This is a genomic window from Haemophilus haemolyticus (assembly GCF_003490935.1).
Classification (GTDB): domain Bacteria; phylum Pseudomonadota; class Gammaproteobacteria; order Enterobacterales; family Pasteurellaceae; genus Haemophilus; species Haemophilus haemolyticus_M.
In genome coordinates this window covers 218,298-243,881 of record NZ_QQGD01000002.1, presented here as the reverse complement: position 1 = coordinate 243,881, position 25,584 = coordinate 218,298, and the positions used below count along the sequence as shown (strand labels likewise).

Here is a 25,584-nt window from a genome sequence, read left to right as displayed (position 1 = left end):
CGCACTTCACGACGCTATTTGAGAAGTGCGGTTAAAATTTAAGTTATTTCAGATTATTCAAAAAACAATTTCTTGTTAATTATTCATCTCTAAGCGGAACAACCAACATATCAATTTTAATCGTATTCATCACTTGACGTGTTGAAGACATTAACTTACTCCAAAAATCCTGGTGATGTCCCGTCACTAATAAATCTACATCATATTGTTCGATGGCATCACTTAGAACTTGTCCTAAATCACCACTGCCACTCAATTTTTCTGAAATTGGATAATCCGCACTTTCAGCTAAATCTAATAAGGCTTTTTGTGTTTCCGTGGAAATTCTGTCTTGCATTGAAGACATATTCACATCAATCAATCCAGTATAAAGATCCGAGAAGTTCACATCAACGTGGATGATAGAAAGTTTTGCTTCGTGGCGTTTTGCAATCCCAACCGCTTTTTTAAGTAAAACGGGACTCTCTTCAGAAAGATCTACTGCCACTAAAACGTGTTTGTACATAATCGACTCCTTAACTGATTGGTTGAGCTTTTAACTGGTTCTAATGCTAACATTTTGAGCAATAAAAAACTGTGTACTAGATCACAATTTAAACATTTTTATTAAAAATTCATTAAATTTTCAATGTCTGCAATTTCTTTAGGGGCTGCTGCGGTTAGGATTTTATTACCATATTCAGTCATGAGTAAATTGTCCTCAATGCGCACGCCAATACCTTTGTATTGCTCTGGTACATCAGCATCTTCTGAAATATAAATACCAGGCTCAACGGTAATCACCATGCCGATTTCGAGTATCCGTTGTTTCTCTTGACCATAGCTACCTACATCATGCACATCTAATCCCAGCCAGTGTCCTAATCCATGCATATAAAATTGGCGATAAGCTTGTTGTTCAATGAGTGTATCGACATCACCGTTTAAGATACCTAAATCCACTAATCCCTGGGTTTTAATACGAATGACTTCATCATTGGCTTGCTTAATTGAATTGCCAGGTACAAGTAATTCAATCGCACGTTTTTGTGCTTTTAAAACTAACTCGTAAATTTCACGTTGAGGCTGGCTAAATTTTCCATTTACAGGAAAAGTGCGGGTAATATCGCCCGCATACATCGCAAACTCACAGCCGGCGTCAATTAGCACTAAATCCCCATCATTGAGTGGGCGATCATTTTCTGTGTAGTGCAAAATACAGGCGTTATTTCCTCCTGCAACAATGGAATTGTAAGAAGGAAATCTTGCGCAATGGCGATTAAATTCATGCAAAATATCGCTTTCAATTTCATATTCAAAGCGATTTGGACGTGTTGTTTGCATTGCTTTAATATGAGCAAGTGCCGTAATTTGTCCCGCTTGTTGCATTAATCGGATTTCATTAGGCGATTTTATAAGGCGCATTTCGCTAAGCATTGGTCGCCAATCTAAAATCTCGCTAAAACTCACCGCACTTTCTGTCACTAATTTATCACCCCAAGTATGAATTTCTGGCACATAGTAAAGTGCGGTTAGTTTTTTTAATATTTTTGGCAGTACGGTAGAGAACTCTTCAATAGAATAGGCTTCATTTACATTAAGTTGTTGTGGTGCATGCTCAACACCTAATCGGCGACCATTCCACGTTTCAAGTAACGGATCGCGTGGACGAAGAAAAATAATGGCTTTTTCTGCTTGTTCTGTTTTCAGTAATAACAGTGCTGCATTCGGTTCATTAAAGCCTGTTAAATACCAAAAATAGCTATCTTGACGGAAAGGATAGGTACAATCATTATTACGGCGTTTTTCGATTTCAGAAAAAAGCAATAGTGCCGAATTAGGTTGCATTTGAGTGAATACTCGTGTGCGACGTTCCTCAAATTCTTCTTTAGGCAATTCAGCCATATAAGCCAATTCCATCCTAGATCTCCTTAATGTAATACAGGTTTGCTCTCAATTTCTCCTTCGTTGAAATGAGAATAGAATAACATTGCAATGGTGCGAACATATTCAATGATTTCTTCTAGTGCTTCCGCAAGTTCTTCTTCGTTATCGTCTTCATCATAACCAAGTTGGCAAATATCTTGTAAATCATCTACGGCTTCGCCAATTTCGCCTTTTTCTTTTGCTAATTCAGGTTGTGCTAAGCCAAGACCAAGTAAGAATTGGTTTGCCCAATCGGATAAGCCATCTGCTTGTGCAAAGACATTTTCATCTTCAGTTAAACCAAGTTCAAAGGTAAATCCTTCAACATCTGATAAGGTTTGACTAATTTGTTCATAAAGTTCTGTAACTGGTTGAACTAATGCTGTTGGGTAAGCGTGATTATCATTGCTGAATTGATATAAGAGCGGTAGCCAACTTTGATCTTTTAAGCCACCACAAAGTAAACCGCTTAAAAAGCCGTGTAGTTCTGTTGCATTAAAGCCGATTCCAGCAGATTTAAGTTGTTGGTTAAGGTCAGAATGAGAAATGAGCATAATAGATTTCCTGAGTAAATTTGAAATTAGTGTAAACCTTTGTAAATAAAAAAGCGATCGCTTTTCCTTGTGGAAAAACGACCGCACTTTTTACCTGATGATGAGCGAATTACATCATTCCGCCCATGCCACCCATACCGCCCATGCCTGCGCCTAGGTCAGCTTTTTCATCTTTTGGAAGCTCGGTTACCATACATTCAGTGGTAATCATTAAGCCTGCTACAGATGCTGCGAATTGTAATGCAGAACGAGTTACTTTCGTTGGATCTAAGATACCCATTTCGATCATATCGCCGTATTGTTCTGTTCCTGCGTTATAGCCAAAGTTTCCTTCGCCATTTTTAACCGCACTTGCCACAACAGATGCTTCTTCACCTGCGTTAGTGACGATTTGACGTAAAGGTGCTTCCATCGCACGTAATGCAAGTTTGATACCCACATTTTGTTCTTCGTTGTCACCTTTTAGGCTTGCTGCAACTTTCTCTGCTGCGCGAACTAATGCAACACCACCACCAGCAACGATACCTTCTTCAACCGCAGCACGAGTTGCGTGTAACGCATCATCTACACGATCTTTTTTCTCTTTCATTTCAACTTCAGTTGCTGCACCTACTTTGATTACTGCTACACCGCCAGCTAATTTAGCCACGCGTTCTTGAAGTTTTTCTTTGTCGTAGTCAGAAGTTGATTCTTCAATTTGTTGACGAATTTGAGCCACACGACCTTTGATTTGAGATTCATCACCGATACCATCAATAATGGTTGTATTATCTTTATTGATAACAACACGTTTTGCTTGACCTAAATCTTCTAATGTTGCTTTTTCTAATTCCATACCGATTTCTTCCGAAATCACGGTACCCGCAGTTAAGATCGCAATATCTTGTAACATCGCTTTACGACGATCACCAAAACCTGGCGCTTTCACTGCTGCAACTTTCACGATACCGCGCATAGTGTTCACCACTAAGGTTGCAAGCGCTTCGCCTTCCACATCTTCAGCGATGATTAATAACGGTTTACCAGCTTTCGCAACACCTTCTAACACTGGAAGTAATTCACGAATGTTAGAGATTTTTTTATCTACAAGAAGAAGATATGGATTATCTAATTCAACCGTTGCTGTTTCTGGTTTGTTGATGAAATATGGAGAAAGGTAACCACGGTCGAATTGCATCCCTTCAACCACATCTAATTCATCTTCAAGACCCGTACCATCTTCAACGGTAATCACCCCTTCTTTACCCACTTTTTCCATCGCTTGTGAGATTAATTGACCTACAATGCTGTCAGAGTTTGCAGAAATGGTACCTACTTGTTCAATTTCTTTCGCTGTTTCACAAGGTTTAGATAAATTTTTAAGCTCAGAAACAACCGCACTTACTGCTTTATCAATACCACGTTTTAAATCCATTGGATTCATACCTGCCGCTACTGCTTTTAAGCCTTCATTTACGATAGCTTGCGCAAGTACAGTTGCAGTGGTTGTACCATCACCTGCAGCATCATTTGCTTTAGATGCCACTTCTTTCACCATTTGTGCACCCATGTTTTCGAATTTATCTTCCAATTCGATTTCACGAGCAACAGACACGCCGTCTTTAGTGATAGTTGGTGCGCCAAATGATTTATCTAAAATTACATTACGACCTTTCGGGCCAAGGGTTACTTTTACTGCATCGGCTAATACATTCACGCCTTTAAGCATTTTTACGCGTGCGTCATTACCAAATTTTACGTCTTTTGCTGCCATTTTCTTTTCCCTTATCTAATTATTCTACAATTGCTAAGATGTCATTTTCAGAAATGATTAATACTTCTTCACCATCGATTTTTTCGCTTTTCACGCCGTAACCGTCGTTGAAAATTACAGTATCGCCAACTTTCACATCTAAAGGTTGAACAGTGCCATTTTCCAAAATACGACCTTTACCCACAGCTAATACTTTAGCACGAGTTGATTTGGTCGCCGCTGAACCAGTTAATACGATACCGCCAGCTGAACGGGTTTCGACTTCTTCACGTTTAATAATTACACGATCGTGTAAAGGACGAATATTCATGATTAATTTCCTTCTTAAGAATTTGTAAGTGCGGTTTTTATATAAGGAGGATTTTTTCGCTTTCAAGGGCTATGAATAAAAAAATTCTGACAAAATATTTTTCCTATTTGGATTTTTTACGTAAAATTCGCCGCTCTTTGTGCGATAAATAAATGAAGGAATGAAAATATGCATTTAACATCAAGAGAACAAGAGAAACTCATGCTCTTTTTGGCCGGTGAACTGGCTGCAAAACGTAAAGCGAGAGGCGTTAAATTAAATTATCCAGAAACCATTGCTTATATTGCGAGCTATTTACAAGAGGCAGCAAGAGACGGAATGAGCGTGGCTGAAGTGATGCAATATGGCTCAACACTTTTAACCGTTGATGATGTAATGGAAGGCGTTGCAGAAATGGTTCATGAAGTTCAGATTGAAGCCACTTTCCCAGATGGTACAAAACTTGTGACGGTGCATAATCCAATCAGATAACCGTAGGGTGGGCTTTAGCCCACCAAATAAAAATATCAATGGTGAGCTAAAGCCCACCCTACAAGGAACAAAGATATGATCCCAGGCGAATACCAATTAGCCGAAGGCGATATTCTCGCTAATGTCGGCAGAAAAACCGTAAAAATCGAAGTAACCAATTCAGGCGACCGCCCAATTCAAGTTGGCTCGCATTATCATTTTTTTGAAACCAATAACGCCCTTAAATTTGACCGCACTTTGGCACGCGGTATGCGTTTAAACGTGCCATCAGGCAATGCGGTGCGTTTTGAACCGGGTGAGGTGAAATCAGTCGAGTTAGTGGCTTTCGGTGGTAACCAAATCATTTACGGCTTCCATAATCAAATTGATGGCAAATTATAAGGTAGGGCAGAATGGCATTAACAATTTCGAGAGCTCAATATGTAGCAACTTATGGCCCAACCGTCGGCGATAAAGTCCGTTTAGGTGATACCAATTTATGGGCAACTATTGAACAAGATTTATTAACCAAAGGCGATGAGTGTAAATTTGGTGGCGGTAAAAGTGTGCGCGACGGCATGGCGCAAAGCGGTACAGCAACTCGTGATAATCCAAATGTATTGGATTTTGTGATTACTAACGTGATGATCATTGATGCGAAATTAGGCATTATCAAAGCCGACATTGGTATTCGCGATGGTCGTATTGTGGGCATCGGTCAAGCTGGTAACCCTGATACCATGGATAACGTTACGCCAAATATGATTATCGGTGCAAGCACGGAAGTGCATAACGGTGCGCATTTAATTGCGACCGCTGGCGGTATCGATACGCACATTCACTTTATTTGCCCTCAACAAGCACAGCATGCGATTGAAAGTGGGGTTACCACGTTAATTGGCGGTGGGACTGGCCCTGCTGATGGTACACACGCGACTACTTGTACACCGGGTGCGTGGTATATGGAGCGTATGTTCCAAGCAGCAGAAGCATTGCCTGTAAACGTAGGCTTTTTTGGTAAAGGAAACTGCTCAACTTTAGATCCGCTACGCGAACAAATTGAAGCGGGCGCATTAGGTTTAAAAATCCACGAAGACTGGGGCGCAACTCCAGCAGTAATTGATTCGGCATTAAAAGTGGCTGATGAAATGGATATTCAAGTGGCGATTCACACCGACACACTGAACGAAAGTGGCTTCTTAGAAGATACGATGAAAGCGATTGACGGACGTGTGATTCACACCTTCCACACAGAAGGTGCGGGGGGCGGTCATGCACCAGATATCATTAAAGCAGCTATGTATCCAAACGTTTTACCCGCTTCAACCAACCCGACTCGTCCATTTACGAAAAACACCATTGATGAACATTTGGATATGTTGATGGTTTGCCATCACTTAGATAAACGCGTGCCAGAAGATGTGGCATTTGCCGATAGCCGTATCCGTCCTGAAACTATTGCAGCAGAAGATATTTTGCATGATATGGGCGTCTTCTCCATTATGAGTTCAGACTCTCAAGCAATGGGACGTATTGGCGAAGTTGTTATTCGTACTTGGCAAACCGCTGATAAAATGAAAATACAACGTGGCGAGTTAGGCAATGAAGGAAACGATAACTTCCGCATTAAACGCTATATCGCGAAATACACCATCAACCCAGCAATTGCACACGGTATTGCGGATCATATTGGTTCGTTAGAAGTGGGCAAAATTGCAGATATTGTGTTATGGAAACCAATGTTCTTTGGGGTAAAACCAGAAGTGGTAATTAAAAAAGGCTTTATTAGCTACGCCAAAATGGGCGATCCAAATGCCTCAATTCCAACGCCACAGCCAGTGTTCTATCGCCCAATGTATGGTGCACAAGGCTTAGCAACGGCACAAACCGCGGTATTCTTTGTTTCACAAGCTGCTGAAAAATCCGATATTCGTGCTAAATTCGGTTTACATAAAGAAACTATTGCCGTGAAAGGCTGCCGCAGCGTGGGTAAAAAAGATCTCGTTCACAACAATGCAACACCTGAAATTACGGTGGATCCAGAACGCTATGAAGTACGTGTAGATGGAGAACTAATTACCTGCGAACCCGTAGATACCGTCCCATTGGGGCAACGATATTTTATGTTCTAAGCAGAAAAGAGCGGTTAAATTTTAAGGAGAATTTACAATGAAACTTTGGTACTCCACTACCAGCCCGTATGTACGTAAAGTGCTGGTAACGTTGAAATATCAACAACTCTTAGATAAAACAGAACTGATTAAAATTGGTTCATCATTTGATGCAAGCTCTCCGCATAATCAGGCAAATCCACTAGGTCGAGTACCAGCGTTAGAACGTAATTGTGGTAATTGGCTTTATGGCAGTTTGCTCATTTGCGAATATCTTGACCAAAAAGGCAAGGTAGAGCCTAAACTCATTCCAGAAAGTGGCAAGCCACGCTGGGCAGCGTTAGCGTTGCATAATTTAGCCGATGGCATTATGGAAAATACCGTGCCGATGATGGCTGAAAAAATGCTTCGCCCTGAAAGTGAATGGTGGACAGCTCGCCATCAACAACTAACCGAACGTAATCGTCAAAGTTTTGCAAGACTTGAGCAAGACTTAAAACCATTTGGCACGGAATTAAATATTGGCACGCTAACGGCTGTTGCAGTTATTGATTGGTTCTTATTCAGAGCTGAGAAAATTGGATTAGATCTTGCAAAAGAATTTCCAAATTTAACCGCTTGGGCGGCTGAAATGAATGAAAAATATGAGGTTTTGTTTAGCACAAAACCACAGGCATAAGACGAAATATGAAAATCCTCAACCCCATTTTGCCCATTATGGATACAATTTTGGGCGACTTAACTAGCTTTCAGTCTGAAGGCAAAATTACTAATCAGACTATTGAACGTGTGGCATTGCAGTGGTATGAAAGCGAACGGAATATTTTGCGTAAAACCACAAATACGGGGCGTGAAGTGGCGTTTCGTTTGCTCAAAGAGGGGCAACGCTTGAAACACGATGATGTGGTGTTTATCAGTGATGAGTTGGCGATTGTGATCGAAATCTTGCCAAGCGAAGTGATTGTGCTGTCGCCAAAAACCTTGCCTGAAATGGCTCGAGCTTGTTATGAAATTGGCAATAAACATTCTCCGCTGTTTTTAGATGGCGATGAAGTCACGTTGCCTTACGATAAACCGATGTTTGAATGGTTACAAGCGGCGGGATTTGAACCGAAAAAAGCAGAACGCCGTTTAAGCCAAGCCCTGCGAGCCAATTCCGCACAAGGGCACGGGCATTCGCACAGTCATTCGCATGATCATCACGGCTATCATCATCACGGAGATGGAAATTGGCCCCAACATTAAACCGAAGCCTGTCAGATTTAGGTGCATTGTTGCACTTAGTTGACCCCACTTTACCAATCGGGGGCTTTAACCATTCAAACGGTTTAGAAACTTTCGTCCAGCAAGGCGTTGTTTCGACTAAAGCAACTCTTGAAGAATATGTGCAAACCCAGCTTTTACAAAACTGGATTTACAACGACGGGGCGTATCTTTCCCTCGCATTTGATGCAATGGCTGAGAATGATTTTGAAAGATTGTGTGAGTTAGAACATTCGCTTTCTGCAACAAAAATTGCTCGCGAAAGCCGTGAGGGCAGTTTTAAACTCGGTGTACGATTGTTGAAAATTTTTATTCGCTATGAACAGCACCCGATGTTAAGTCAATTTCAACAAGCGATTTTAAATAAAGAGGTGCAAGGCTATTTTCCCATAGTGTTTGCTATGGTGGCACAAGCAATGGGACTAACAAAGCCTGATACTCTTTATGCTTTTTACTACAATGCAGCGGTTGGCTCAATTACCAACGGAGTAAAACTTATTCCCCTAAGTCAAATGGACGGGCAAGATATTTTGTTCGATTTACGAGCATCTCTTGTTGAAGCAGTGGAATTAAGTTTAGAACCTGATTTAGATTGGCTTGGTGCGGCAACGCTTGCGAATGATATACGAGCAATGCAACATGAAGTACTTTATACGCGACTTTATATGTCGTAAGTGCGGTCATTTTTTATTGAGATTTTACTATCGCGGAAGTGCTTATGAGCTTTTTCTGTGATCATCAAAAACGAAAGGAACATTATGCGTAATTACATTAAAATTGGCGTGGCTGGCCCTGTTGGGGCGGGTAAAACGGCGTTAATTGAAAAACTCACTCGTGAAATAGCGAGTAAATATAGCGTGGCAGTCATTACTAACGACATCTACACTCAAGAAGATGCGGAATTTTTAACTAAAAATAGTTTACTTCCGCCAGAGCGAATTATGGGCGTGGAAACGGGCGGCTGCCCGCATACGGCGATCCGTGAAGATGCGTCGATGAATTTGGAGGCAGTAGATGAAATGGTTGCACGTTTCTCTGATGTAGAAATTGTCTTTATTGAATCAGGCGGTGATAACTTATCGGCAACTTTTAGCCCCGATTTAGCCGACGTGACTATTTTCGTGATTGACGTGGCTCAAGGCGAAAAAATTCCACGCAAAGGTGGACCGGGTATCACTCGTTCAGATTTGTTAGTGATTAACAAAACAGACCTTGCACCATTTGTTGGCGCGGATTTAAGCATTATGGAACGCGATGCTCGCCGTATGCGTAATGGTCAGCCCTTTGTGTTTACCAATTTAATGAAAAAAGAAAATCTCGATGGAGTGATTGGTTGGATTGAAAAATATGCGTTATTGAAGAACGTAGAAGAACCTAAGGCATTAGTGAGATAAAGAATCATCCCCTCTCCTTTAAAGAGGGGAGTTTTTTACAAATTGAAAAGATTATGAATAGTACCCTCAAACTTTCAACCAAACTTTCCTCAAACGGCAAAACTCAACTTGATGAATACTTTGTGACGCCACCTTTTAAAGTAATGACGTTATCTGCTTATGCCGATTCTTGGGAAAATGGGCTTAGCGCAATGCAAATGTCTTCTTCGCCAGGTTTATTAGCGGGGGATCGAGTTGATATTCAAATAACGCTCGAAAAATCTACCGCACTTTCTTTAAATACGCAGGCATTTACTCGAGTTCAGGCAATGAATGAGGGAGATTTTGCCGAGCAAAATACATTAATTCAGCTTGATAAAAAAAGTCGTTTATTTTATTTACCTCATCCGTTGGTTTTGCATAAGAACTCTGCTCTTAAGCAAAAAACGTTAATCAATATGCAACCTGAGAGTACGCTAATTTATGGTGAAATTGTGGCTATTGGTCGAGTGGCAAATGATGAACGTTTTGAATTTCGCCAATTTTCTTCTCATTTAAAAGTTCAGCTTGTGCAAGAAAATGGGAAAGTTAAACCGCTGATGTTGGATTGTATTCAGTGGTTGCCGGCTAAAATGAATTTAACTGCTTTAAGCCAAATGGAAGGTTTTTCACATCAGGGATCATTGGTTCACATTAACTTACAAAAAACATCTGCAGAAATTAAGCAGATAGCGCAACAGCTTCAACAGCAAGAAACAGATAAATCCTTACTTCTTGGTATATCTCAGTTGAATGAAGGTGGGTTGATAGTGCGTGTGTTAGGGCATAGAGCAGAGCAAATTCAGAAACTGTTTGAGAAAATTGGTGAGCGGTTAAAAGCTGCGTAAGATTGATAGACAAGTTATCTTCCCCTAAAAAAACTAATCCGAAAAATGAAAATATGTCTTGAGAGCATTTCTTGAAAATGTGATCTTGGTCAAGTTTTTTCTCCTTAAAATTTCTATAATGGCGTCAAATTAACTAACCAGAAAAGGTGATTCAAATGACTCAATTTAGAAAAGAAGTAGATTTACTCGGCGAACGTGATGTGCCAGCAGATGCATACTGGGGTATTCATACATTAAGAGCGGTAGAAAATTTCAATATTTCTAACGTAACCATTTCTGACGTACCAGAGTTTGTACGTGGTATGGTGATGGTGAAAAAAGCAACGGCTTTAGCCAATGGTGAATTAGGTGCAATTCCAAGTGATATTGCAAAAGCGATTGTAGCAGCTTGTGATGAAATCCTTACCACTGGAAAATGCTTAGATCAATTCCCATCAGACGTATATCAAGGTGGCGCAGGAACGTCTGTCAATATGAATACCAATGAAGTGGTTGCTAACCTTGCCCTTGAAAAAATTGGCCATAAAAAAGGCGAATATAACGTGATTAACCCGATGGACCACGTTAATGCAAGCCAATCAACCAATGATGCGTATCCTACCGGTTTCCGTATTGCAGTGTATAACAGCATCTTAAAATTGATCGATAAAATTCAATATTTACACGACGGTTTTGATAATAAAGCAAAAGAGTTTGCGAACATCTTAAAAATGGGTCGTACCCAATTACAAGATGCCGTGCCAATGAGTGTAGGTCAAGAATTCAAAGCTTTCGCCGTATTACTTGAAGAAGAAGTGCGTAACTTAAAACGTACAGCCGATTTACTCCTTGAAGTAAACCTTGGCGCGACTGCAATCGGTACTGGTTTAAATACGCCTCAAGGTTATACAGAATTAGTTGTAAAACATCTTGCTGAAGTAACTGGATTACCTTGCGTACCAGCAGAAAACTTAATTGAAGCAACATCTGACTGTGGTGCTTATGTAATGGTTCACGGAGCATTAAAACGTACCGCAGTGAAACTTTCTAAAGTATGTAATGACTTACGTTTACTTTCTTCTGGTCCACGAGCTGGTATTAAAGAAATTAACTTACCTGAATTACAAGCGGGCTCTTCTATCATGCCAGCAAAAGTAAACCCAGTTGTTCCTGAAGTGGTGAACCAAGTATGCTTTAAAGTAATTGGTAACGATACCACTGTGACCTTCGCATCTGAAGCAGGTCAATTACAATTAAACGTAATGGAACCAGTGATTGGTCAAGCAATGTTCGAATCTATCGACATCTTAACGAATGCTTGTGTTAACTTACGTGATAAATGCGTGGATGGCATCACTGTAAACAAAGAAATTTGTGAAAACTACGTATTTAACTCAATCGGTATCGTGACTTACTTGAATCCATTTATCGGTCACCACAACGGCGACTTAGTGGGTAAAATCTGTGCGCAAACAGGTAAAGGCGTACGTGAAGTTGTGTTAGAAAAAGGTTTATTAACAGAAGAACAATTAGATGACATTCTTTCTGTAGAAAACTTAATGAACCCAACTTACAAAGCGAAATTAAATAAATAAGTCTGAATGATTTATTCAGTCCTCGAATAGAAATAACCGCACTTTGATTACTCAAAAGTGCGGTTATTTTTTATATTGAATTTATGGATTAAAGTTTTGCTGAAAGCATGGTTTCCAATTTTTCTTGGTCAACAGCAAATTTACGAATACCCTCTGCTAATTTTTCAACAGCCATAGCATCACTGTTATGTTGCCAGTAGAACTCAGTTTCTGTTAATGGTTGTGGTTTCGCTTTTACTTCGCCTTTGTATTCTAGTTTGCGTACAAGTGCGGTTGAATTTTCTTGTAATTCTTTCAGTAATGCTGGTGCAATGGTTAAGCGATCGCAACCTGCAAGTTCAGTAATTTCACCTACATTACGGAAGCTTGCGCCCATCACAACGGTGTTGTAGCCATATTCTTTGTAGTAATTATAGATTTTGGTAACAGAAATAACGCCTGGGTCTTCTGCTGGCGCATATTCTTTTTTATCGGAGTTTGCTTTGTACCAGTCTAAAATACGACCTACAAATGGCGAAATTAAGTAAACGCCTGCTTCTGCACAAGCGCGAGCTTGGGCTTCAGAGAATAATAAGGTTAAGTTACAGTTAATGCCTTCTTTTTCAAGGATTTCTGCAGCTCGGATACCTTGCCATGTTGAAGCAATTTTGATCAAAATACGATCATTTGAGATGCCTGCTGCATTATAAAGTGCGATTAATTTACGCGCTTTTTCAACTGTTGCTTGTGTGTTGTAAGAAAGGCGCGCATCCACTTCAGTAGAAATACGTCCTGGAACGATTTTTAAAATTTCTAAACCAATATTTACCGCTAATTTATCTTCTGCATCAATAAGTTGTTGTGCTTTATCATTGCTTTGAGCTTTTGCATACGCTACTGCTTCATCAATTAATGGCGCGTATTGTGGAAGTGCTGATGCACTTAAAATTAAAGATGGATTCGTGGTTGCATCTTGTGGTTGATATTTTTTAATCGCGTCGATATCGCCAGTATCAGCAACCACAACGGTCATTTGACGAAGTGAATCTAATTGAGTTGTCATTTGTATCTCCTATTCGAGGGCAATGGAATGAATAATGTGGGCTACGATAGCACAAATTTAATCTTAAAAGGAAAAATTTTTCGATAGAAAAAATAGGCGCAGGCGTTGATCTGCGCCATTGTTTTAAAGTTTGATGGTGTCTTTTATAGTGAGGGTTATTTCATCTAACATGGCATAGCGTTTACGATACATGGAGCGTTTCTTACTTGGAATATCATCCAGATTTCTATCCATTTCTAAAGGTAATTCCCAGTAATCTTTTAATTCTCCGCCCGATTCACCAAAAATTGCATCATAATCTACCGTATATTGTTTACTTTGGATGAGGCGAGATTTATTTTGGTATTTTTGCGGAATGCCAAGCAATTTATCGTATCCTAGAATTTTCGTGAGTGATTTCATGGTTTCAACCATTAAATAGGCTGGGCGCAAACCGTGACATGATTTGGTGAGTTGTTTCACCATTTCCTTTGAGCCTTCAAAATTTGGCCCTTGTACAACAGCAATAAGCAACGCATCGTCCAATTTGGCAAAAGTAAGCAAATAGACTAATTCATTTCTTGGTTTATGCCATAGCTCTAATACCCAATATCCCTCCATTGGTTGATGGGTTGTCATGCTTAATGTCATTTCAAAATCAGGAATGACTTCGCCAAAACTTAATGGTTTTTCCCATAACGGCGTAGAAAGTGCGGTAAGTTTTTCGGGTAAAAATAAAAGGTTATCACAAACGGCATCAAAACGTTGTGATGCATTGAAACGTTTATCCAGAAAACGACAAGCAACGGGATAACTATAATCCAAGTGCGTATTAAAAATATCGACGAGAAAAGGATGCTGATTGATAAATTGTTCAAAGCGACGAATTGAGCCACGATTTAAAAAGCTACGTAAGTTATAACGCCAATGTTTTGGTGCATCAAAACGCCCTGGTCGATATGGATAAATATCTTTAGATTGAGGCCATTGGTAAGTTGTTTTTGTTGTCATCTGGATTGCCATGAATTGGTTATAATTTTGGCGCAAATTTTGACATAATTTCAGGAAATTTTCCATTTATGCTATTCTAAGCGCAATTTTAAAAGGAATCCTTATGTCTGAAATTAAACTTAATTATCATAAAACTCATTTTTTAACGAGTGCGCCGAATATTCGTTCCATTCCTGAAGATACTGGCATTGAAATTGCGTTTGCGGGTCGTTCAAATGCGGGAAAATCGACCGCACTTAATGCATTAACCAATCAAAAAAGCTTAGCCCGCACTTCAAAAACACCAGGGCGCACACAATTAATCAACTTATTTGAAGTGGAACAAAATTGCAAATTGGTGGATTTACCGGGCTATGGTTATGCTGCCGTGCCAGAGCAAATGAAAATCCAATGGCAAAAATCCTTAGGTGAATATTTGCAAAAACGAGAATGTTTGGCGGGATTGGTTGTGCTGATGGATATTCGCCATCCACTTAAAGATCTTGACCAACAAATGATTGAATGGGCGGTTTCAGCAGATTTACCAGTACTTTTATTACTTACTAAAGCCGATAAATTGAGCCAAAGCGCACGTAGTAAACAAGTAAAAATGGTGCGCGAAGCGATTCTTCCATTCCAAGGTGATATTCAAGTAGAAGCCTTTTCTGCACAAAATAAAATTGGTATTGATAAACTTGCAGCGAAATTAGATTTTTGGTTTTCGCCACTTTTTGCGGAATAAAATGTAAATTTTGTGATCTAGATCGCAAGAAAAGCACATGATGAATGATTTCATTATGTGCTTTTTTTATAGTGCAAAAACTATTTTCATTTTTACCGCACTTTAAGGATTATTATGTCCCTTGCTATTGTTTACAGCCGTGCCTCTATGGGGGTGCAAGCGCCGCTTGTCACCATTGAGGTGCATTTAAGCAACGGAAAACCAGGGTTTACACTTGTTGGTTTGCCCGAAAAAACGGTGAAAGAGGCACAAGATCGGGTGCGTAGTGCGTTGATGAATGCACAATTTAAATATCCAGCCAAACGTATTACCGTGAATCTCGCACCTGCGGATTTACCGAAAGAAGGCGGACGATTTGATTTGCCTATTGCCATCGGGATTTTAGCCGCATCGGATCAGCTTGATGCGAGCCGTTTAAAGCAATTTGAATTTGTGGCGGAGCTTGCGCTGACGGGGCAATTACGTGGCGTACACGGTGTAATTCCCGCTATTCTTGCAGCGCAAAAGTCAAAGCGAGAATTAATTATCGCGAAGCAAAATGCTAATGAAGCCTCGCTCGTGTCTGATCAAAATACTTATTTTGCGCAAACGCTTTTAGATGTGGTGCAATTTCTCAATGGTCAGGAAAAATTATCCCTCGCCACTGAAATTGTGAAAGAAAGTGCGGTTAATATTTCAGGTAAAAATACATTAGATTTAACGGATATCATTGGACAACAGCACGCTAAACGTGCATTAACCATTGCCGCAGCAGGGCAGCATAATTTGCTCTTTCTTGGCCCACCGGGTACAGGGAAAACCATGTTAGCCAGCCGATTAACAGGGCTTTTACCTGAAATGACCGATCTAGAAGCGATAGAAACGGCATCTGTAACGAGTTTAGTTCAAAACGAGTTAAATTTTCATAATTGGAAACAACGTCCTTTTCGAGCTCCGCACCATAGTGCATCAATGCCAGCTTTAGTTGGAGGCGGAACGATCCCTAAACCTGGTGAAATATCCTTAGCAACAAATGGCGTACTTTTTCTTGATGAACTTCCAGAGTTTGAACGAAAAGTATTAGATGCTCTACGTCAGCCTTTGGAAAGTGGTGAGATTATTATTTCTCGTGCTAATGCAAAAATTCAATTCCCAGCTCGTTTTCAGTTGGTGGCAGCGATGAATCCAAGCCCGACAGGTCATTATACTGGAACACATAACCGCACTTCACCCCAGCAAATTATGCGTTATTTGAATCGACTTTCAGGGCCATTTTTAGATCGTTTCGATTTGTCTATTGAAGTGCCTTTATTGCCACAAGGCAGCTTACAAAATACGGGCGATCGTGGTGAAACCAGCGCACAAGTACGAGAAAAAGTGTTAAAAGTGCGTGAGATTCAAATGGAAAGAGCTGGAAAAATTAACGCTTATTTGAACAGTAAAGAGATTGAACGTGATTGCAAGTTATGTGATAAAGATGCCTTTTTCCTTGAAAATGCGCTGAATAAACTTGGGCTTTCTGTACGGGCTTACCATCGTATTTTGAAAGTTTCTCGAACCATTGCCGACCTACAAGGAGAACAACAAATTTCTCAACCGCACTTAGCGGAGGCCTTGGGCTATCGAGCAATGGATCGTTTGCTGCAGAAATTGTCGAATATGTAAAAACGCGTGGTGAGAATACCACGCGTGAAAGGATTAGTAAGTGCTTTGGGTATCTTGCGTACCACTAATAATTGCAATGCCCGCACTTGCACCAATGCGTGTTGCGCCCGCTTTTATCATTGCAAGTGCCGTTTCAGTATCACGCACGCCGCCTGATGCTTTAACACCAATATTGCCGACCGTTTGTTTCATCAATGCTACATCTTCCACAGTCGCACCGCTTTTGTTGAAACCAGTTGATGTTTTAACAAAATCCACACCGATTTCTTTACAAATTTCGCAGGCTTCCACTATTTCATCTTTAGTGAGCAAACAAGTTTCTAAAATCACTTTTAATGGCGTGCCATTACAAGCATTAAATACAGCTTGAATATCTTGTTTTACTGCATCCCATTTTTGCGATTTTATCCAACCTACATTAATCACCATATCAATTTCATCTGCGCCCGCTTTAATGGATTCTTGTGTTTCAAATGCTTTGACTGAGGTTAAATTTGCCCCCAAAGGGAAGCCAACTACGGTGCAAATTTTTACATTTGAGCCAGCAAGTTTTTCTTTTGTGACTGGAATATAACCAGAATTGATACATACAGAATAAAATCTGTGTTCAATCGCTTCATTACAGAGTGTCAAAATATCTTGTTCATTTTTTTCTGCGGTAAGTGCGGTGTGATCGATATATTGAGCAAGTTGATTCGGTGTCATAATTTTCCTCTTTTATTTATGTTTTACCTATTGTAGCAAAAATCCCTTGTTTTTGACTGTGCTTTTATGCTTGATTACAATGATCTCAATGCGATAAGGAATAAAGAAAATGAAGATTAAAAAACTACTTAAGAATGGATTATCCCTCTTTTTAACTTTTATTGTGATGAGTAGCATACTGGATTTTGTTCGTCGCCCTGTAGTGCCAGAGGAAATAAATAAAATCACGCTACAAGATCTTCAAGGGAATACGTTCTCTCTTGAAAGTCTTGATCAAAATAAAGCGACGTTACTTTATTTTTGGGGAACTTGGTGTGGTTATTGTCGCTATACTTCGCCAGCGATTAATTCTTTAGCAAAAGAAGGCTATCAAGTTGTATCGGTGGCGTTACGCTCAGGCAATGAGGCGGACGTAAATGATTATTTAAGTAAACATGACTACCACTTCACTACGGTTAACGATCCTAAAGGGGAATTTGCAGAACGATGGCAAATTAATGTGACGCCCACAATTGTGCTGTTGAGTAAAGGCAAAATGGATCTTGTTACGACTGGCCTCACGAGTTATTGGGGATTAAAGGTGCGGTTGTTTTTCACAGAGTTTTTTGGCTAAGCGGTAGAAAATCTATTACAATACGCAGGACTTATTTTAAAGAGGACAGAATTATGATTATCGTAACAGGCGGCGCTGGTTTTATTGGCAGCAATATTGTCAAAGCATTAAATGATTTAGGGCGCAAAGATATTTTAGTGGTAGATAACTTAAAAGATGGCACAAAATTCGCAAATTTAGTTGATTTAGATATTGCAGATTATTGCGATAAAGAAGATTTCATTGCTTCTATTATTGCGGGCGACGAATTTGGTGATATTGATGCAGTATTCCATGAGGGAGCATGTTCTGCGACTACGGAATGGGATGGCAAATACATTATGCACAACAACTACGAATATTCTAAAGAGTTGTTACATTATTGCCTTGACCGCGAAATCCCTTTCTTTTATGCCTCAAGCGCTGCAACTTATGGAGATACCAAAGTATTCCGTGAGGAACGTGAATTTGAAGGTCCGTTAAATGTTTATGGCTATTCTAAATTCTTATTCGACCAATATGTACGTAACATTTTGCCAGAAACAAAATCGCCAGTATGTGGTTTCCGTTATTTCAATGTTTATGGGCCGCGTGAAAATCATAAAGGTTCTATGGCGAGTGTAGCATTCCACTTGAATAACCAAATCTTAAAGGGAGAAAATCCAAAATTATTTGCAGGCAGCGAACACTTCCGCCGTGATTTTGTTTATGTAGGCGATGTGGCTGCAGTGAATATTTGGTGTTGGCAAAATGGTATTTCGGGTATTTACAACCTTGGTACAGGAAATGCAGAAAGTTTCCGTGCGGTGGCTGATGCGGTAGTGAAATTCCACGGTAAAGGCGAGATTGAAACCATTCCATTCCCAGAGCATTTGAAATCTCGTTATCAAGAATATACGCAAGCTGATTTAACTAAACTTCGTTCAACAGGCTACGATAAGCCATTCAAAACAGTCGCGGAAGGCGTGGCTGAATATATGGCATGGTTGAATAGAAAATAAACCGTAGGTTTGCCTACTTCCAATCAACAAAGTGCGGTTAAAAATCTCGGTATTTTTGACCGCACTTTTATCTGAAAGACAGAAAATGAATATTCTAATTATTGGCCCATCTTGGGTTGGCGATATGATGATGTCGCACAGTTTGTACCAGCAACTGAAAATTCAATATCTAAACTGCAATATTGATGTGATGGCACCGAATTGGTGTAAGCCTTTGCTTGCGCGTATGCCAGAGGTGCGTAAGGCGATTGAAATGCCATTAGGGCACGGAGCCTTTGAATTGGGAACGCGTTATCGTTTAGGAAAGTCCTTGCGTGAGCAATATGATATGGCGATTGTTTTGCCTAATTCATTGAAATCTGCGTTTATTCCTTTCTTTGCAAAAATTATCCATCGTCGTGGTTGGAAAGGGGAAAGTCGTTATATTTTATTGAATGATTTACGAGCCAATAAAAAAGATTATCCAATGATGGTGCAGCGTTATGTTGCATTGGCTTTTGAAAAAGATGCTGTACCAAAAGCTGATGATATTCCTGTCTTAAAACCCTATTTGATGGTTGAGCCAGCGCAACAAGCTGAAACCTTAAAAAAATTTGAAAAACAAACCGCACTTTTAGGCGAGCGTCCAATTATTGGTTTTTGTCCTGGTGCAGAATTTGGCCCAGCAAAACGTTGGCCACATTATCATTATGCAAAATTAGCAGAAATGTTAATTACCCAAGGCTATGCAGTGGAATTATTTGGCTCAGCTAAAGATGAACCTGTGGGCGAAGAAATTTGTCAAGCGCTACCAGAAGAGTTGCGTGAGTTTTGTGTCAATTTAGCAGGAAAAACCAACTTAAATGAAGCGGTGGATTTAATTGCAAATTGTACGGCAGTCGTGACCAATGACAGTGGTTTAATGCATATTGCGGCAGCAGTAAATCGTCCATTGATTGCACTTTATGGACCAACTAGCCCGCAATATACTCCGCCGCTTTCGGATAAGGCAACGATTATTCGTTTAATTGAAGGTGGATTGATTAAAGTTCGTAAAGGTGACAAAGAGGGCGGTTATCATCAAAGTTTGATTGATATTACGCCAGAAATGGCATTAGAAAAATTAGAGGCATTATTAGCAAAATGAACCCTCTACGCATACATTTACAATTAATTGGAATGGTGATTTTATGGGGCGCCTCTTGGCCTTGGGGACGAGTGGTTGCCCAAGCTATGCCGACATTTGTTGCTTCAAGCGTGCGCTTTTTTTTCGCCATTATTCCACTCATTATTTGGCTATATGCGGCGAATCGTTTCAAATATGCTAAACAACTGCGACCTAATCAATGGGTTGGGTTATTGTTAACGGCTTTGCTTGGGATCTTTGGTTATTCGACTTTCTTTATTTGGGGGTTGAAATATGTTCCAGCAGGGCAAGGAACGATGGTCGTTGCCTCTAATCCTGTCTTTACGATGTTTTTTGCTATTTTATTATTTAAAGAAAAATGGAATCGCTGGGTTGTATTAGGGATGATTATTGCCATTAGCGGTTCTTTGTTAGCCATGACAAAAGGGGAGCCAACTAACCTCTTACAAAATTTTGGATTCGGTCAAATGTTATTGCTTTGTGCTTTAGTTTGCTGGGTTGCTTATACTTTATTGGCTCGTAAAGTATTAATCGGAATTGATTCTCTCACCGCTACCACGATTTCTTCTACTTTTGGTTTTTTCATGCTGACATTGGCAGCATTATGGACGGAAAGTGCGGAAGATTGGGCAACCGTATTTCAATTAAATGGATCGCAATGGTTTAGTTTACTTGGTCTTGCATTTGGCTCAACGGTATTGGCTTATGCATGGTATTTTGATGGTGTGAAACACTTAGGGGCGGGCAATGCCTCGGCTTATATTATTCTTGTGCCGATTTTAGGCATTTTATTTTCAGCTGTTTGGTTGAATGAACAGGTGGATTCCTCCTTAATTATTGGAGGCATTTTAGCCGTATCAGGGCTTGGAATTATGCACTGGGGAAGAAGGTTAATTAAATGAAAGTATGTGTGATTAAGACTTCCTCTATGGGGGATGTGATTCATACTTTGCCGGCATTGACTGATGCACAGCGTGCTATTCCTAATCTCTCTATCGATTGGGTGGTGGAAGAAAACTTTGCCGAAATTCCACGTTGGCATTCTGCCGTAAATCGCGTGATTCCTATTGCTTTTCGTCGTTGGCGTAAATCGCCTTTTTCTATTCAAACAAGAAATGAGTGGAAGAATTACCGCACTTTGTTGCAGGCCGAAAACTATGATGCGGTAATTGATGCGCAAGGACTCATTAAAAGTGCATTATTTGCAATTCGTTTCGCTCAAGGTGTGAAACATGGCTATGATCGTCAAAGTATCCGAGAGCCGTTAGCGTCTTTTTTCTACGATAAAAAATATGCTATTTCCTATCAACAGCATGCGGTGGAACGAATTCGTCAGCTTTTTGCTCAAAGTTTAGGTTATGAATTACCTCAAGTTCAGGGCGATTATGGTATTGCTCGTCATTTTTTTAACCAAACTTCAGAAAAAAACTATGTGGTATTCATTCATTCTACAACTCGGGCAGATAAGCATTGGGAAGAATCAGAATGGCAGAAATTGATTGAAAAAATTACCGCACTTTCTGATTGTGAAATTCATTTGCCTTGGGGAAATGAACTAGAAAAAGCGCGAGCAGATCGTTTGGCTCAAGTTCATTCTAATGTGATTGTGTTGCCTAAGTTAACTTTAACGGAGCTTGCAAAACAGCTTGCGAATGCAAAAGCCGCCGTGTCGGTGGATACAGGTTTGGCGCATTTAACTGCCGCTTTGGATAAGCCCAATATTACGCTTTATGGCGCAACGGATCCTAAATTGATTGGCTGTTATGGTAAAAATCAGCATTACTTATCGGCTAATTCAATGAAAGAGATTTCATCCGAACAAGTGTTATCACAATTGCTTCCTTTTATTTCATAAAAAATGCTCGCACTTGGCGAGCATTTTTATCTTTTATATTTTCTTAGTCTAAGGCTTTACCTTTTAATTCAGGGATTAAGAAAATTGTCGCTAACATATCAATTACGTAGATAATTGCAAGTAGGGCGATGGCCGTTTGGAAAGAGTAGGCGAGTACAACTGCGCCCACAACCACAGGTCCAAATCCACCTACGGCACGACCAATATTGAAAAGTACGTTTTGTGCCGTTGCTCGAGCTTCTGTTGGGTAGGCTTCTGCCATTAATGCACCGTAACCGCCCATCATTCCGTTCACAAACATACCTAAAAATGCTCCAGCAAGAAGCATGATGTCAGGATCGGTAAGTTGTGAGTAAACCACGATACTTATCACTGCGCCTAATTGGAAAAGTAAGAAACTTGGTTTGCGTCCGATGCGGTCAGCGAGTTGTCCGAAAATCCAAATGCCAGCCATCATGCCGCAGACGGTAACGGCTGTCCAAAGTCCAGATTTAGTTAAACTGAATCCCAGTTGTTTTGATAAGAAATTAGGCAACCAAATCATAATGCCGTAATAACCGAAGTTTTGTACGGAGGTGAGTACCACAATACCAAGGCTAATTTTGCTCGTGGCTTTATCTTTAATCAGAAGCTGGAATGAGCTTAATTTATCAGTAAAGCTGGATTGCGTTGAAAGTGCGGTTTGTTTTTGAGTGAAAATTTCAGGTTCGTGCAGATGAGAACGTAAAAACCAAGCGACAAATGCAGGGAAGATACCCACCAAGAACATTCCACGCCAGCCAATATGCGGGAGTAATAATGGTGTAAGTAATGCGGCACCTAACACACCAGCTTGCCAACCCAAGGCAACATAAGATGCTGCTTTAGCTCGGTGGCGCGCGGGCCATGCTTCTGCTGCTAGAGCCATCCCAATTCCAAATTCACCGCCTAATCCAATACCAGCAATTGTGCGATAAATCAGTAAATCCCAATAACCTTGTGCAATCGCACACAACCCAGTAAATACCGCAAAGAGAAGAATTGTCCAAGTAAGTACGCGTACACGACCGTATTTATCGCTTAATGTACCAAATAAAATGCCGCCAAATACTGCGCCAATAAGCGTCCATGTCACGAGAGAGCCACTCTGGGTGGGTGTTAGATTTAAGTCTGCGGAAATTGCGCTAAGCATGAAACCTAAAATGAGAAGATCGAAACCGTCCATTGCATAGCCGACGGCAGAGCCAATTAAGGCTTTCCAGCCATAACTGTTTACTTTGTTTGTCATGATGTGTCCTTTTGTTACTCGCGGGTAACATTTAAAGTGAAAAGAAGGGTGATTAAGAAATCAATGGCTAGTTTACTGCATTGATAAAAAAATTCAATGAACAGAATACGAAAAGAAGAATAAAAAATTGATTTTGAATAAGAGGGAAAGAAGAAAAATAAGGGGATTAAATTAGGATGGCGGTGGGAAATGACGCTGATTTCTAAATGGAAGATACAATGCGTGAACAATAAATTATCGGACACGCAAATATTTAAGATAAATTAAGCCTCTTCATCTAAAGTTTTATAAGCCAATAACCCTATACATGAAGCTATTATATCACCACAATAACCTAGAACTTTCCAAAAGCCTGGTTCTAAAACAGATATAGCGTAAACGAATAATCCAATATAAATTACAGCCATAATTATCGCGATAACTCTAGTTGTCGCCATTTTATAAGTTGGTGCAACAAAGAAAGCCGCATAGACAAGAGCTGAACTCATCAGGGCATTCTTAATTAAACCATACCAATAAACATCAAAAGAACCTAAAGTGTAAGCATATCTGCTATATCCAATTGTTTCACCTTCATATCCACCAATAAAGAAGTTTGCAATTATGCCAGTTAGAATGTAAGCCAGAACACAAGCAAATGGCAATAGAATCCAGCGAATGATATTAATAAACATAATAACCTCTAATTCAAATATAAAATTCCATATAAGAACAACACCTTTCTTCTTGCTTGCTTGAATGAGTCATTGAACTCAAAATTATGTTTAAGATCATGATGAACATCATTAAAGTTCTTTTTTGTTCTGTTCTCGCCGTATATAAAGAAAGTAATAAGCCCAAGCATTGCAAATGAGATATCTTCTGCAAAAAGCTCTTTTTCTTCATGTGATAATGTTTGAGTTGCCATTTGAAAGTCTTTGAATAATTCGTAATCCCTCAAAATTCTTTTTGACGTAGGGAAATCACCTTGCTGGCAAAGACTTTTTAAAACACCATAAGGATCTTCTGCGAAAATAATGAAAGCCTTTTCACTTGCAATGATATAGGTATCTGTTATTGCTCTACCTTTCTTATACATTTTGTAAACAATAAATCCAATAATCAGAATAATACCGACAATGTATTCCATAAATTAAGTTCCTTAGGTTATTGATATGATCTAATTAACTCTTAAATATGCGTAAAAAGCATATTTTTAAAAATTATATACTTAACAGGATATTCATTCAAGGTAATAAATTGTAAAAAATAATGCCAATTATGAATAAAGTGGTGGCAATGATTTATGGTTCAACCTATCGCTAGTGATATAGATCGTGCAGTCGGACAACGTATCCAGCAAAAACGAAAAGAATTGGGTTATACGGCAGAAAAATTGTCTGAATATGTAGATATTTCACAACCACAACTTTCTCGTTATGAACGTGGTACAAATAAAATCAATATGTCGCATTTGGTGGCAATTGCGACCTTTTTAAAAACACCAATCAGCTATTTTTTTTCGGATTGTATGGAATTGGCAGAATGGAATAATGACGAGTTAGACCGACACTGGCAGGAATTAACCACGCCCCAAAAAACGATTTTTGTAGCTTTCTTGAAAGAGTTGAAGAAAAGCTGATAAAAAAGCACCTTACCTTGTATAAAGGTAAGGTGATTTTATTATAGATAGACAAAGCTTTTCGATAAAAGCCAGAAAGCTGATCTGCGGGCACGTATGGATTTTCTAAGCGTTCGAGTAATTTTTTCTTAAATTGGTTTTTTATGGTATCACCAAGTTTATTCCATTTTTTCTTTTCTTTTGGGCTAAATGTCAGTTTATAAGTCATTTATATCAACCTCAATAAAACAGCCCTCAGCTTTTCGTTCTTCTGCAATTCGTACAAGTTCTGCATCTTCTATTAATTCTTGCATATAAGCGAACATTTCAGGTGTAAGGCAATAAAATGCAGGTTGGTTACGATTTAGTATAGCTATTACGCCATTTTCACTTTCTCGCATTACTCCCATAGGGTTTCGTTTTAGATCGGTAATACTCGCAGCTTGTTCCGTTAGTATTTGATGAATCGCCATAATATCCTCTTCTTGTATCATTTTGTGTGAATCGTAACACTTTAAAAGATTCAGAAATGCTTTCTTTGTCGTTTCACTGTTCTTATAACAGGCAGTTTTTTTGGTTAAAATTAAACGGTTTTAATTCACCTAAATTTGACCTAATTAAGCTAGGGAGTTAAAAACGGAAACAAAGACAAACATAGACCAACTAAAGAAACAGATTAGATATAACTAAATCATTGTTTTTACGTTTTTTTTTGACAAGATAGACGTTATTTGACAAGGTTCGTGGCGGTGAGAAAGGGATTCGAACCCTTGATGCAGTTTCCCACATACACGCTTTCCAGGCGTGCTCCTTCAACCACTCGGACATCTCACCGTAAAAGGTGCGCAAACTATAAAGATT

General features: G+C 39.6%; 29 protein-coding genes and 1 tRNA gene. 17 read left to right on the top strand and 13 right to left on the bottom strand.

The genetic code is table 11. The annotated features are described in order from the left end of the window. Positions 1 to 79: 79 nt before the first annotated feature. From uspA to DV417_RS03505, 5 genes are all read right to left on the bottom strand, one after another. The gene (gene uspA, locus DV417_RS03525; RefSeq protein ID WP_118775675.1) at positions 80 to 505 is read right to left on the bottom strand and encodes a universal stress protein UspA; all 426 of its coding nucleotides are present in this window, start codon (positions 503 to 505) and stop codon (positions 80 to 82) included. A 101-nt stretch (positions 506 to 606) separates the two neighbouring features. Continuing rightward, positions 607 to 1,899 (bottom strand): Xaa-Pro aminopeptidase, encoded by a 1,293-nt coding sequence (gene pepP / locus DV417_RS03520; RefSeq protein WP_118878586.1) that lies wholly within the window; start codon positions 1,897 to 1,899, stop codon positions 607 to 609. Positions 1,900 to 1,910: 11 nt separating this feature from the next. Next, positions 1,911 to 2,459, bottom strand: coding sequence for a YecA/YgfB family protein (locus tag DV417_RS03515; protein ID WP_118878585.1), 549 nt, complete (start codon positions 2,457 to 2,459; stop codon positions 1,911 to 1,913). 109 nt (positions 2,460 to 2,568) lie between these two features. Then, positions 2,569 to 4,212 (bottom strand): chaperonin GroEL, encoded by a 1,644-nt coding sequence (groL, locus tag DV417_RS03510; protein WP_118878584.1) that lies wholly within the window; start codon positions 4,210 to 4,212, stop codon positions 2,569 to 2,571. A 19-nt stretch (positions 4,213 to 4,231) separates the two neighbouring features. After that, positions 4,232 to 4,522, bottom strand: coding sequence for a co-chaperone GroES (locus DV417_RS03505; protein WP_005629492.1), 291 nt, complete (start codon positions 4,520 to 4,522; stop codon positions 4,232 to 4,234). A gap of 168 nt (positions 4,523 to 4,690) precedes the next feature. Between DV417_RS03505 and ureA the strand changes: the two genes are divergently transcribed. From ureA to aspA, 9 genes are all read left to right on the top strand, one after another. Then, positions 4,691 to 4,993 (top strand): urease subunit gamma, encoded by a 303-nt coding sequence (gene ureA / locus DV417_RS03500; RefSeq protein ID WP_111354248.1) that lies wholly within the window; start codon positions 4,691 to 4,693, stop codon positions 4,991 to 4,993. A 75-nt stretch (positions 4,994 to 5,068) separates the two neighbouring features. Beyond that, positions 5,069 to 5,374, top strand: a complete 306-nt coding sequence (ureB, locus tag DV417_RS03495) for an urease subunit beta (RefSeq protein WP_005687041.1) — start codon at positions 5,069 to 5,071, stop codon at positions 5,372 to 5,374. 11 nt (positions 5,375 to 5,385) lie between these two features. Continuing rightward, positions 5,386 to 7,104 (top strand): urease subunit alpha, encoded by a 1,719-nt coding sequence (ureC, locus tag DV417_RS03490; RefSeq protein ID WP_118878583.1) that lies wholly within the window; start codon positions 5,386 to 5,388, stop codon positions 7,102 to 7,104. A gap of 37 nt (positions 7,105 to 7,141) precedes the next feature. Then, positions 7,142 to 7,762: a glutathione S-transferase gene (locus DV417_RS03485; protein WP_118878582.1), complete on the top strand. Its 621-nt coding sequence runs from the start codon at positions 7,142 to 7,144 to the stop codon at positions 7,760 to 7,762. An 8-nt stretch (positions 7,763 to 7,770) separates the two neighbouring features. Beyond that, positions 7,771 to 8,328 (top strand): urease accessory protein UreE, encoded by a 558-nt coding sequence (ureE, locus tag DV417_RS03480; RefSeq protein WP_118878581.1) that lies wholly within the window; start codon positions 7,771 to 7,773, stop codon positions 8,326 to 8,328. Beyond that, a complete protein-coding gene (locus tag DV417_RS03475) occupies positions 8,313 to 9,020 on the top strand; it encodes an urease accessory protein UreF (protein WP_118878580.1) in 708 nt (235 codons plus the stop codon). Before ureE ends, DV417_RS03475 begins: the two co-directional genes overlap by 16 nt. An 84-nt stretch (positions 9,021 to 9,104) precedes the next feature. Beyond that, positions 9,105 to 9,740, top strand: a complete 636-nt coding sequence (ureG, locus tag DV417_RS03470) for an urease accessory protein UreG (protein ID WP_118878579.1) — start codon at positions 9,105 to 9,107, stop codon at positions 9,738 to 9,740. Between the two features lie 53 nt (positions 9,741 to 9,793). Then, complete coding sequence (locus tag DV417_RS03465; protein ID WP_118878578.1) at positions 9,794 to 10,606, top strand: urease accessory protein UreD; 813 nt, start codon at positions 9,794 to 9,796, stop codon at positions 10,604 to 10,606. Positions 10,607 to 10,761: 155 nt separating this feature from the next. Next, entirely contained in the window at positions 10,762 to 12,180 is a 1,419-nt protein-coding gene (gene aspA / locus DV417_RS03460) for an aspartate ammonia-lyase (RefSeq protein ID WP_118878577.1), read from the top strand. A gap of 88 nt (positions 12,181 to 12,268) precedes the next feature. Here the strand turns inward: aspA and tal are convergent, their stop codons facing one another. Further along, positions 12,269 to 13,222, bottom strand: coding sequence for a transaldolase (gene tal / locus DV417_RS03455; RefSeq protein ID WP_118878576.1), 954 nt, complete (start codon positions 13,220 to 13,222; stop codon positions 12,269 to 12,271). Between the two features lie 123 nt (positions 13,223 to 13,345). After that, positions 13,346 to 14,212, bottom strand: coding sequence for a VirK/YbjX family protein (locus DV417_RS03450; RefSeq protein WP_192878537.1), 867 nt, complete (start codon positions 14,210 to 14,212; stop codon positions 13,346 to 13,348). Between the two features lie 103 nt (positions 14,213 to 14,315). On the opposite strand from DV417_RS03450, the gene yihA reads away from it, so the two are divergent. Both yihA and DV417_RS03440 read left to right on the top strand, forming a co-directional pair. Next, positions 14,316 to 14,933 (top strand): ribosome biogenesis GTP-binding protein YihA/YsxC, encoded by a 618-nt coding sequence (gene yihA, locus DV417_RS03445; protein ID WP_118878575.1) that lies wholly within the window; start codon positions 14,316 to 14,318, stop codon positions 14,931 to 14,933. 114 nt (positions 14,934 to 15,047) lie between these two features. Beyond that, a complete protein-coding gene (locus DV417_RS03440; RefSeq protein ID WP_118878574.1) occupies positions 15,048 to 16,577 on the top strand; it encodes a YifB family Mg chelatase-like AAA ATPase in 1,530 nt (509 codons plus the stop codon). Positions 16,578 to 16,610: 33 nt separating this feature from the next. On the opposite strand, the gene deoC is transcribed toward DV417_RS03440, so the two are convergent. Further along, positions 16,611 to 17,282 carry a deoxyribose-phosphate aldolase gene (deoC, locus tag DV417_RS03435; protein ID WP_118878573.1) on the bottom strand — a complete coding sequence of 224 codons (672 nt, stop codon included), beginning with the start codon at positions 17,280 to 17,282 and terminating at the stop codon, positions 16,611 to 16,613. Between the two features lie 109 nt (positions 17,283 to 17,391). On the opposite strand from deoC, the gene DV417_RS03430 reads away from it, so the two are divergent. The 5 genes from DV417_RS03430 to rfaC all read left to right on the top strand — a co-directional run bounded on the left by DV417_RS03430 (position 17,392) and on the right by rfaC (position 21,856). Beyond that, the gene (locus DV417_RS03430) at positions 17,392 to 17,895 is read left to right on the top strand and encodes a protein disulfide oxidoreductase (RefSeq protein WP_118878572.1); all 504 of its coding nucleotides are present in this window, start codon (positions 17,392 to 17,394) and stop codon (positions 17,893 to 17,895) included. Positions 17,896 to 17,948: 53 nt separating this feature from the next. Next, positions 17,949 to 18,875 (top strand): ADP-glyceromanno-heptose 6-epimerase, encoded by a 927-nt coding sequence (rfaD, locus tag DV417_RS03425; RefSeq protein ID WP_118878571.1) that lies wholly within the window; start codon positions 17,949 to 17,951, stop codon positions 18,873 to 18,875. 85 nt (positions 18,876 to 18,960) lie between these two features. After that, on the top strand, positions 18,961 to 20,001 hold the full coding sequence (gene waaF, locus DV417_RS03420; protein WP_118878570.1) for a lipopolysaccharide heptosyltransferase II: 1,041 nt from the start codon (positions 18,961 to 18,963) through the stop codon (positions 19,999 to 20,001). Next, entirely contained in the window at positions 19,998 to 20,903 is a 906-nt protein-coding gene (locus tag DV417_RS03415; RefSeq protein ID WP_118878569.1) for a DMT family transporter, read from the top strand. The genes waaF and DV417_RS03415 overlap by 4 nt, the downstream gene beginning before the upstream one ends. Continuing rightward, positions 20,900 to 21,856 carry a lipopolysaccharide heptosyltransferase RfaC gene (rfaC, locus tag DV417_RS03410; protein ID WP_118878568.1) on the top strand — a complete coding sequence of 319 codons (957 nt, stop codon included), beginning with the start codon at positions 20,900 to 20,902 and terminating at the stop codon, positions 21,854 to 21,856. Before DV417_RS03415 ends, rfaC begins: the two co-directional genes overlap by 4 nt. Positions 21,857 to 21,899: 43 nt before the next feature. On the opposite strand, the gene DV417_RS03405 is transcribed toward rfaC, so the two are convergent. From DV417_RS03405 to DV417_RS03395, 3 genes are all read right to left on the bottom strand, one after another. Beyond that, entirely contained in the window at positions 21,900 to 23,123 is a 1,224-nt protein-coding gene (locus DV417_RS03405; RefSeq protein WP_118878567.1) for an MFS transporter, read from the bottom strand. 263 nt (positions 23,124 to 23,386) lie between these two features. Continuing rightward, a complete protein-coding gene (locus DV417_RS03400; RefSeq protein WP_046939429.1) occupies positions 23,387 to 23,797 on the bottom strand; it encodes a hypothetical protein in 411 nt (136 codons plus the stop codon). 8 nt (positions 23,798 to 23,805) lie between these two features. Continuing rightward, positions 23,806 to 24,252, bottom strand: a complete 447-nt coding sequence (locus tag DV417_RS03395; protein WP_118878566.1) for a hypothetical protein — start codon at positions 24,250 to 24,252, stop codon at positions 23,806 to 23,808. Between the two features lie 156 nt (positions 24,253 to 24,408). Here DV417_RS03395 and DV417_RS03390 point away from each other — a divergent pair, with 156 nt between their 5' ends. Beyond that, complete coding sequence (locus tag DV417_RS03390; RefSeq protein ID WP_118878565.1) at positions 24,409 to 24,744, top strand: helix-turn-helix domain-containing protein; 336 nt, start codon at positions 24,409 to 24,411, stop codon at positions 24,742 to 24,744. Between the two features lie 197 nt (positions 24,745 to 24,941). Here the strand turns inward: DV417_RS03390 and DV417_RS03380 are convergent, their stop codons facing one another. Beyond that, positions 24,942 to 25,196 carry a type II toxin-antitoxin system Phd/YefM family antitoxin gene (locus DV417_RS03380; protein ID WP_118808650.1) on the bottom strand — a complete coding sequence of 85 codons (255 nt, stop codon included), beginning with the start codon at positions 25,194 to 25,196 and terminating at the stop codon, positions 24,942 to 24,944. Positions 25,197 to 25,467: 271 nt separating this feature from the next. Then, positions 25,468 to 25,557, bottom strand: a tRNA-Ser gene (locus DV417_RS03375). Positions 25,558 to 25,584: the final 27 nt, after the last annotated feature.

Coding starts and splice junctions, on each gene's coding strand:
- waaF (WP_118878570.1), top strand. CDS start 18,961: ATGAATATTCTAATTATTGGCCCATCTTGGGTTGGCGATATGATGATG.
- rfaC (WP_118878568.1), top strand. CDS start 20,900: ATGAAAGTATGTGTGATTAAGACTTCCTCTATGGGGGATGTGATTCAT.
- DV417_RS03405 (WP_118878567.1), bottom strand. CDS start 23,123: ATGACAAACAAAGTAAACAGTTATGGCTGGAAAGCCTTAATTGGCTCT.
- ureB (WP_005687041.1), top strand. CDS start 5,069: ATGATCCCAGGCGAATACCAATTAGCCGAAGGCGATATTCTCGCTAAT.
- DV417_RS03465 (WP_118878578.1), top strand. CDS start 9,794: ATGAATAGTACCCTCAAACTTTCAACCAAACTTTCCTCAAACGGCAAA.
- ureA (WP_111354248.1), top strand. CDS start 4,691: ATGCATTTAACATCAAGAGAACAAGAGAAACTCATGCTCTTTTTGGCC.
- DV417_RS03400 (WP_046939429.1), bottom strand. CDS start 23,797: ATGTTTATTAATATCATTCGCTGGATTCTATTGCCATTTGCTTGTGTT.
- DV417_RS03390 (WP_118878565.1), top strand. CDS start 24,409: ATGGTTCAACCTATCGCTAGTGATATAGATCGTGCAGTCGGACAACGT.
- DV417_RS03515 (WP_118878585.1), bottom strand. CDS start 2,459: ATGCTCATTTCTCATTCTGACCTTAACCAACAACTTAAATCTGCTGGA.
- tal (WP_118878576.1), bottom strand. CDS start 13,222: ATGACAACTCAATTAGATTCACTTCGTCAAATGACCGTTGTGGTTGCT.
- aspA (WP_118878577.1), top strand. CDS start 10,762: ATGACTCAATTTAGAAAAGAAGTAGATTTACTCGGCGAACGTGATGTG.
- DV417_RS03395 (WP_118878566.1), bottom strand. CDS start 24,252: ATGGAATACATTGTCGGTATTATTCTGATTATTGGATTTATTGTTTAC.
- rfaD (WP_118878571.1), top strand. CDS start 17,949: ATGATTATCGTAACAGGCGGCGCTGGTTTTATTGGCAGCAATATTGTC.
- ureG (WP_118878579.1), top strand. CDS start 9,105: ATGCGTAATTACATTAAAATTGGCGTGGCTGGCCCTGTTGGGGCGGGT.
- ureE (WP_118878581.1), top strand. CDS start 7,771: ATGAAAATCCTCAACCCCATTTTGCCCATTATGGATACAATTTTGGGC.
- deoC (WP_118878573.1), bottom strand. CDS start 17,282: ATGACACCGAATCAACTTGCTCAATATATCGATCACACCGCACTTACC.
- groL (WP_118878584.1), bottom strand. CDS start 4,212: ATGGCAGCAAAAGACGTAAAATTTGGTAATGACGCACGCGTAAAAATG.
- DV417_RS03380 (WP_118808650.1), bottom strand. CDS start 25,196: ATGGCGATTCATCAAATACTAACGGAACAAGCTGCGAGTATTACCGAT.
- DV417_RS03415 (WP_118878569.1), top strand. CDS start 19,998: ATGAACCCTCTACGCATACATTTACAATTAATTGGAATGGTGATTTTA.
- DV417_RS03430 (WP_118878572.1), top strand. CDS start 17,392: ATGAAGATTAAAAAACTACTTAAGAATGGATTATCCCTCTTTTTAACT.
- yihA (WP_118878575.1), top strand. CDS start 14,316: ATGTCTGAAATTAAACTTAATTATCATAAAACTCATTTTTTAACGAGT.
- uspA (WP_118775675.1), bottom strand. CDS start 505: ATGTACAAACACGTTTTAGTGGCAGTAGATCTTTCTGAAGAGAGTCCC.
- DV417_RS03440 (WP_118878574.1), top strand. CDS start 15,048: ATGTCCCTTGCTATTGTTTACAGCCGTGCCTCTATGGGGGTGCAAGCG.
- pepP (WP_118878586.1), bottom strand. CDS start 1,899: ATGGAATTGGCTTATATGGCTGAATTGCCTAAAGAAGAATTTGAGGAA.
- DV417_RS03485 (WP_118878582.1), top strand. CDS start 7,142: ATGAAACTTTGGTACTCCACTACCAGCCCGTATGTACGTAAAGTGCTG.
- DV417_RS03505 (WP_005629492.1), bottom strand. CDS start 4,522: ATGAATATTCGTCCTTTACACGATCGTGTAATTATTAAACGTGAAGAA.
- ureC (WP_118878583.1), top strand. CDS start 5,386: ATGGCATTAACAATTTCGAGAGCTCAATATGTAGCAACTTATGGCCCA.
- DV417_RS03450 (WP_192878537.1), bottom strand. CDS start 14,212: ATGACAACAAAAACAACTTACCAATGGCCTCAATCTAAAGATATTTAT.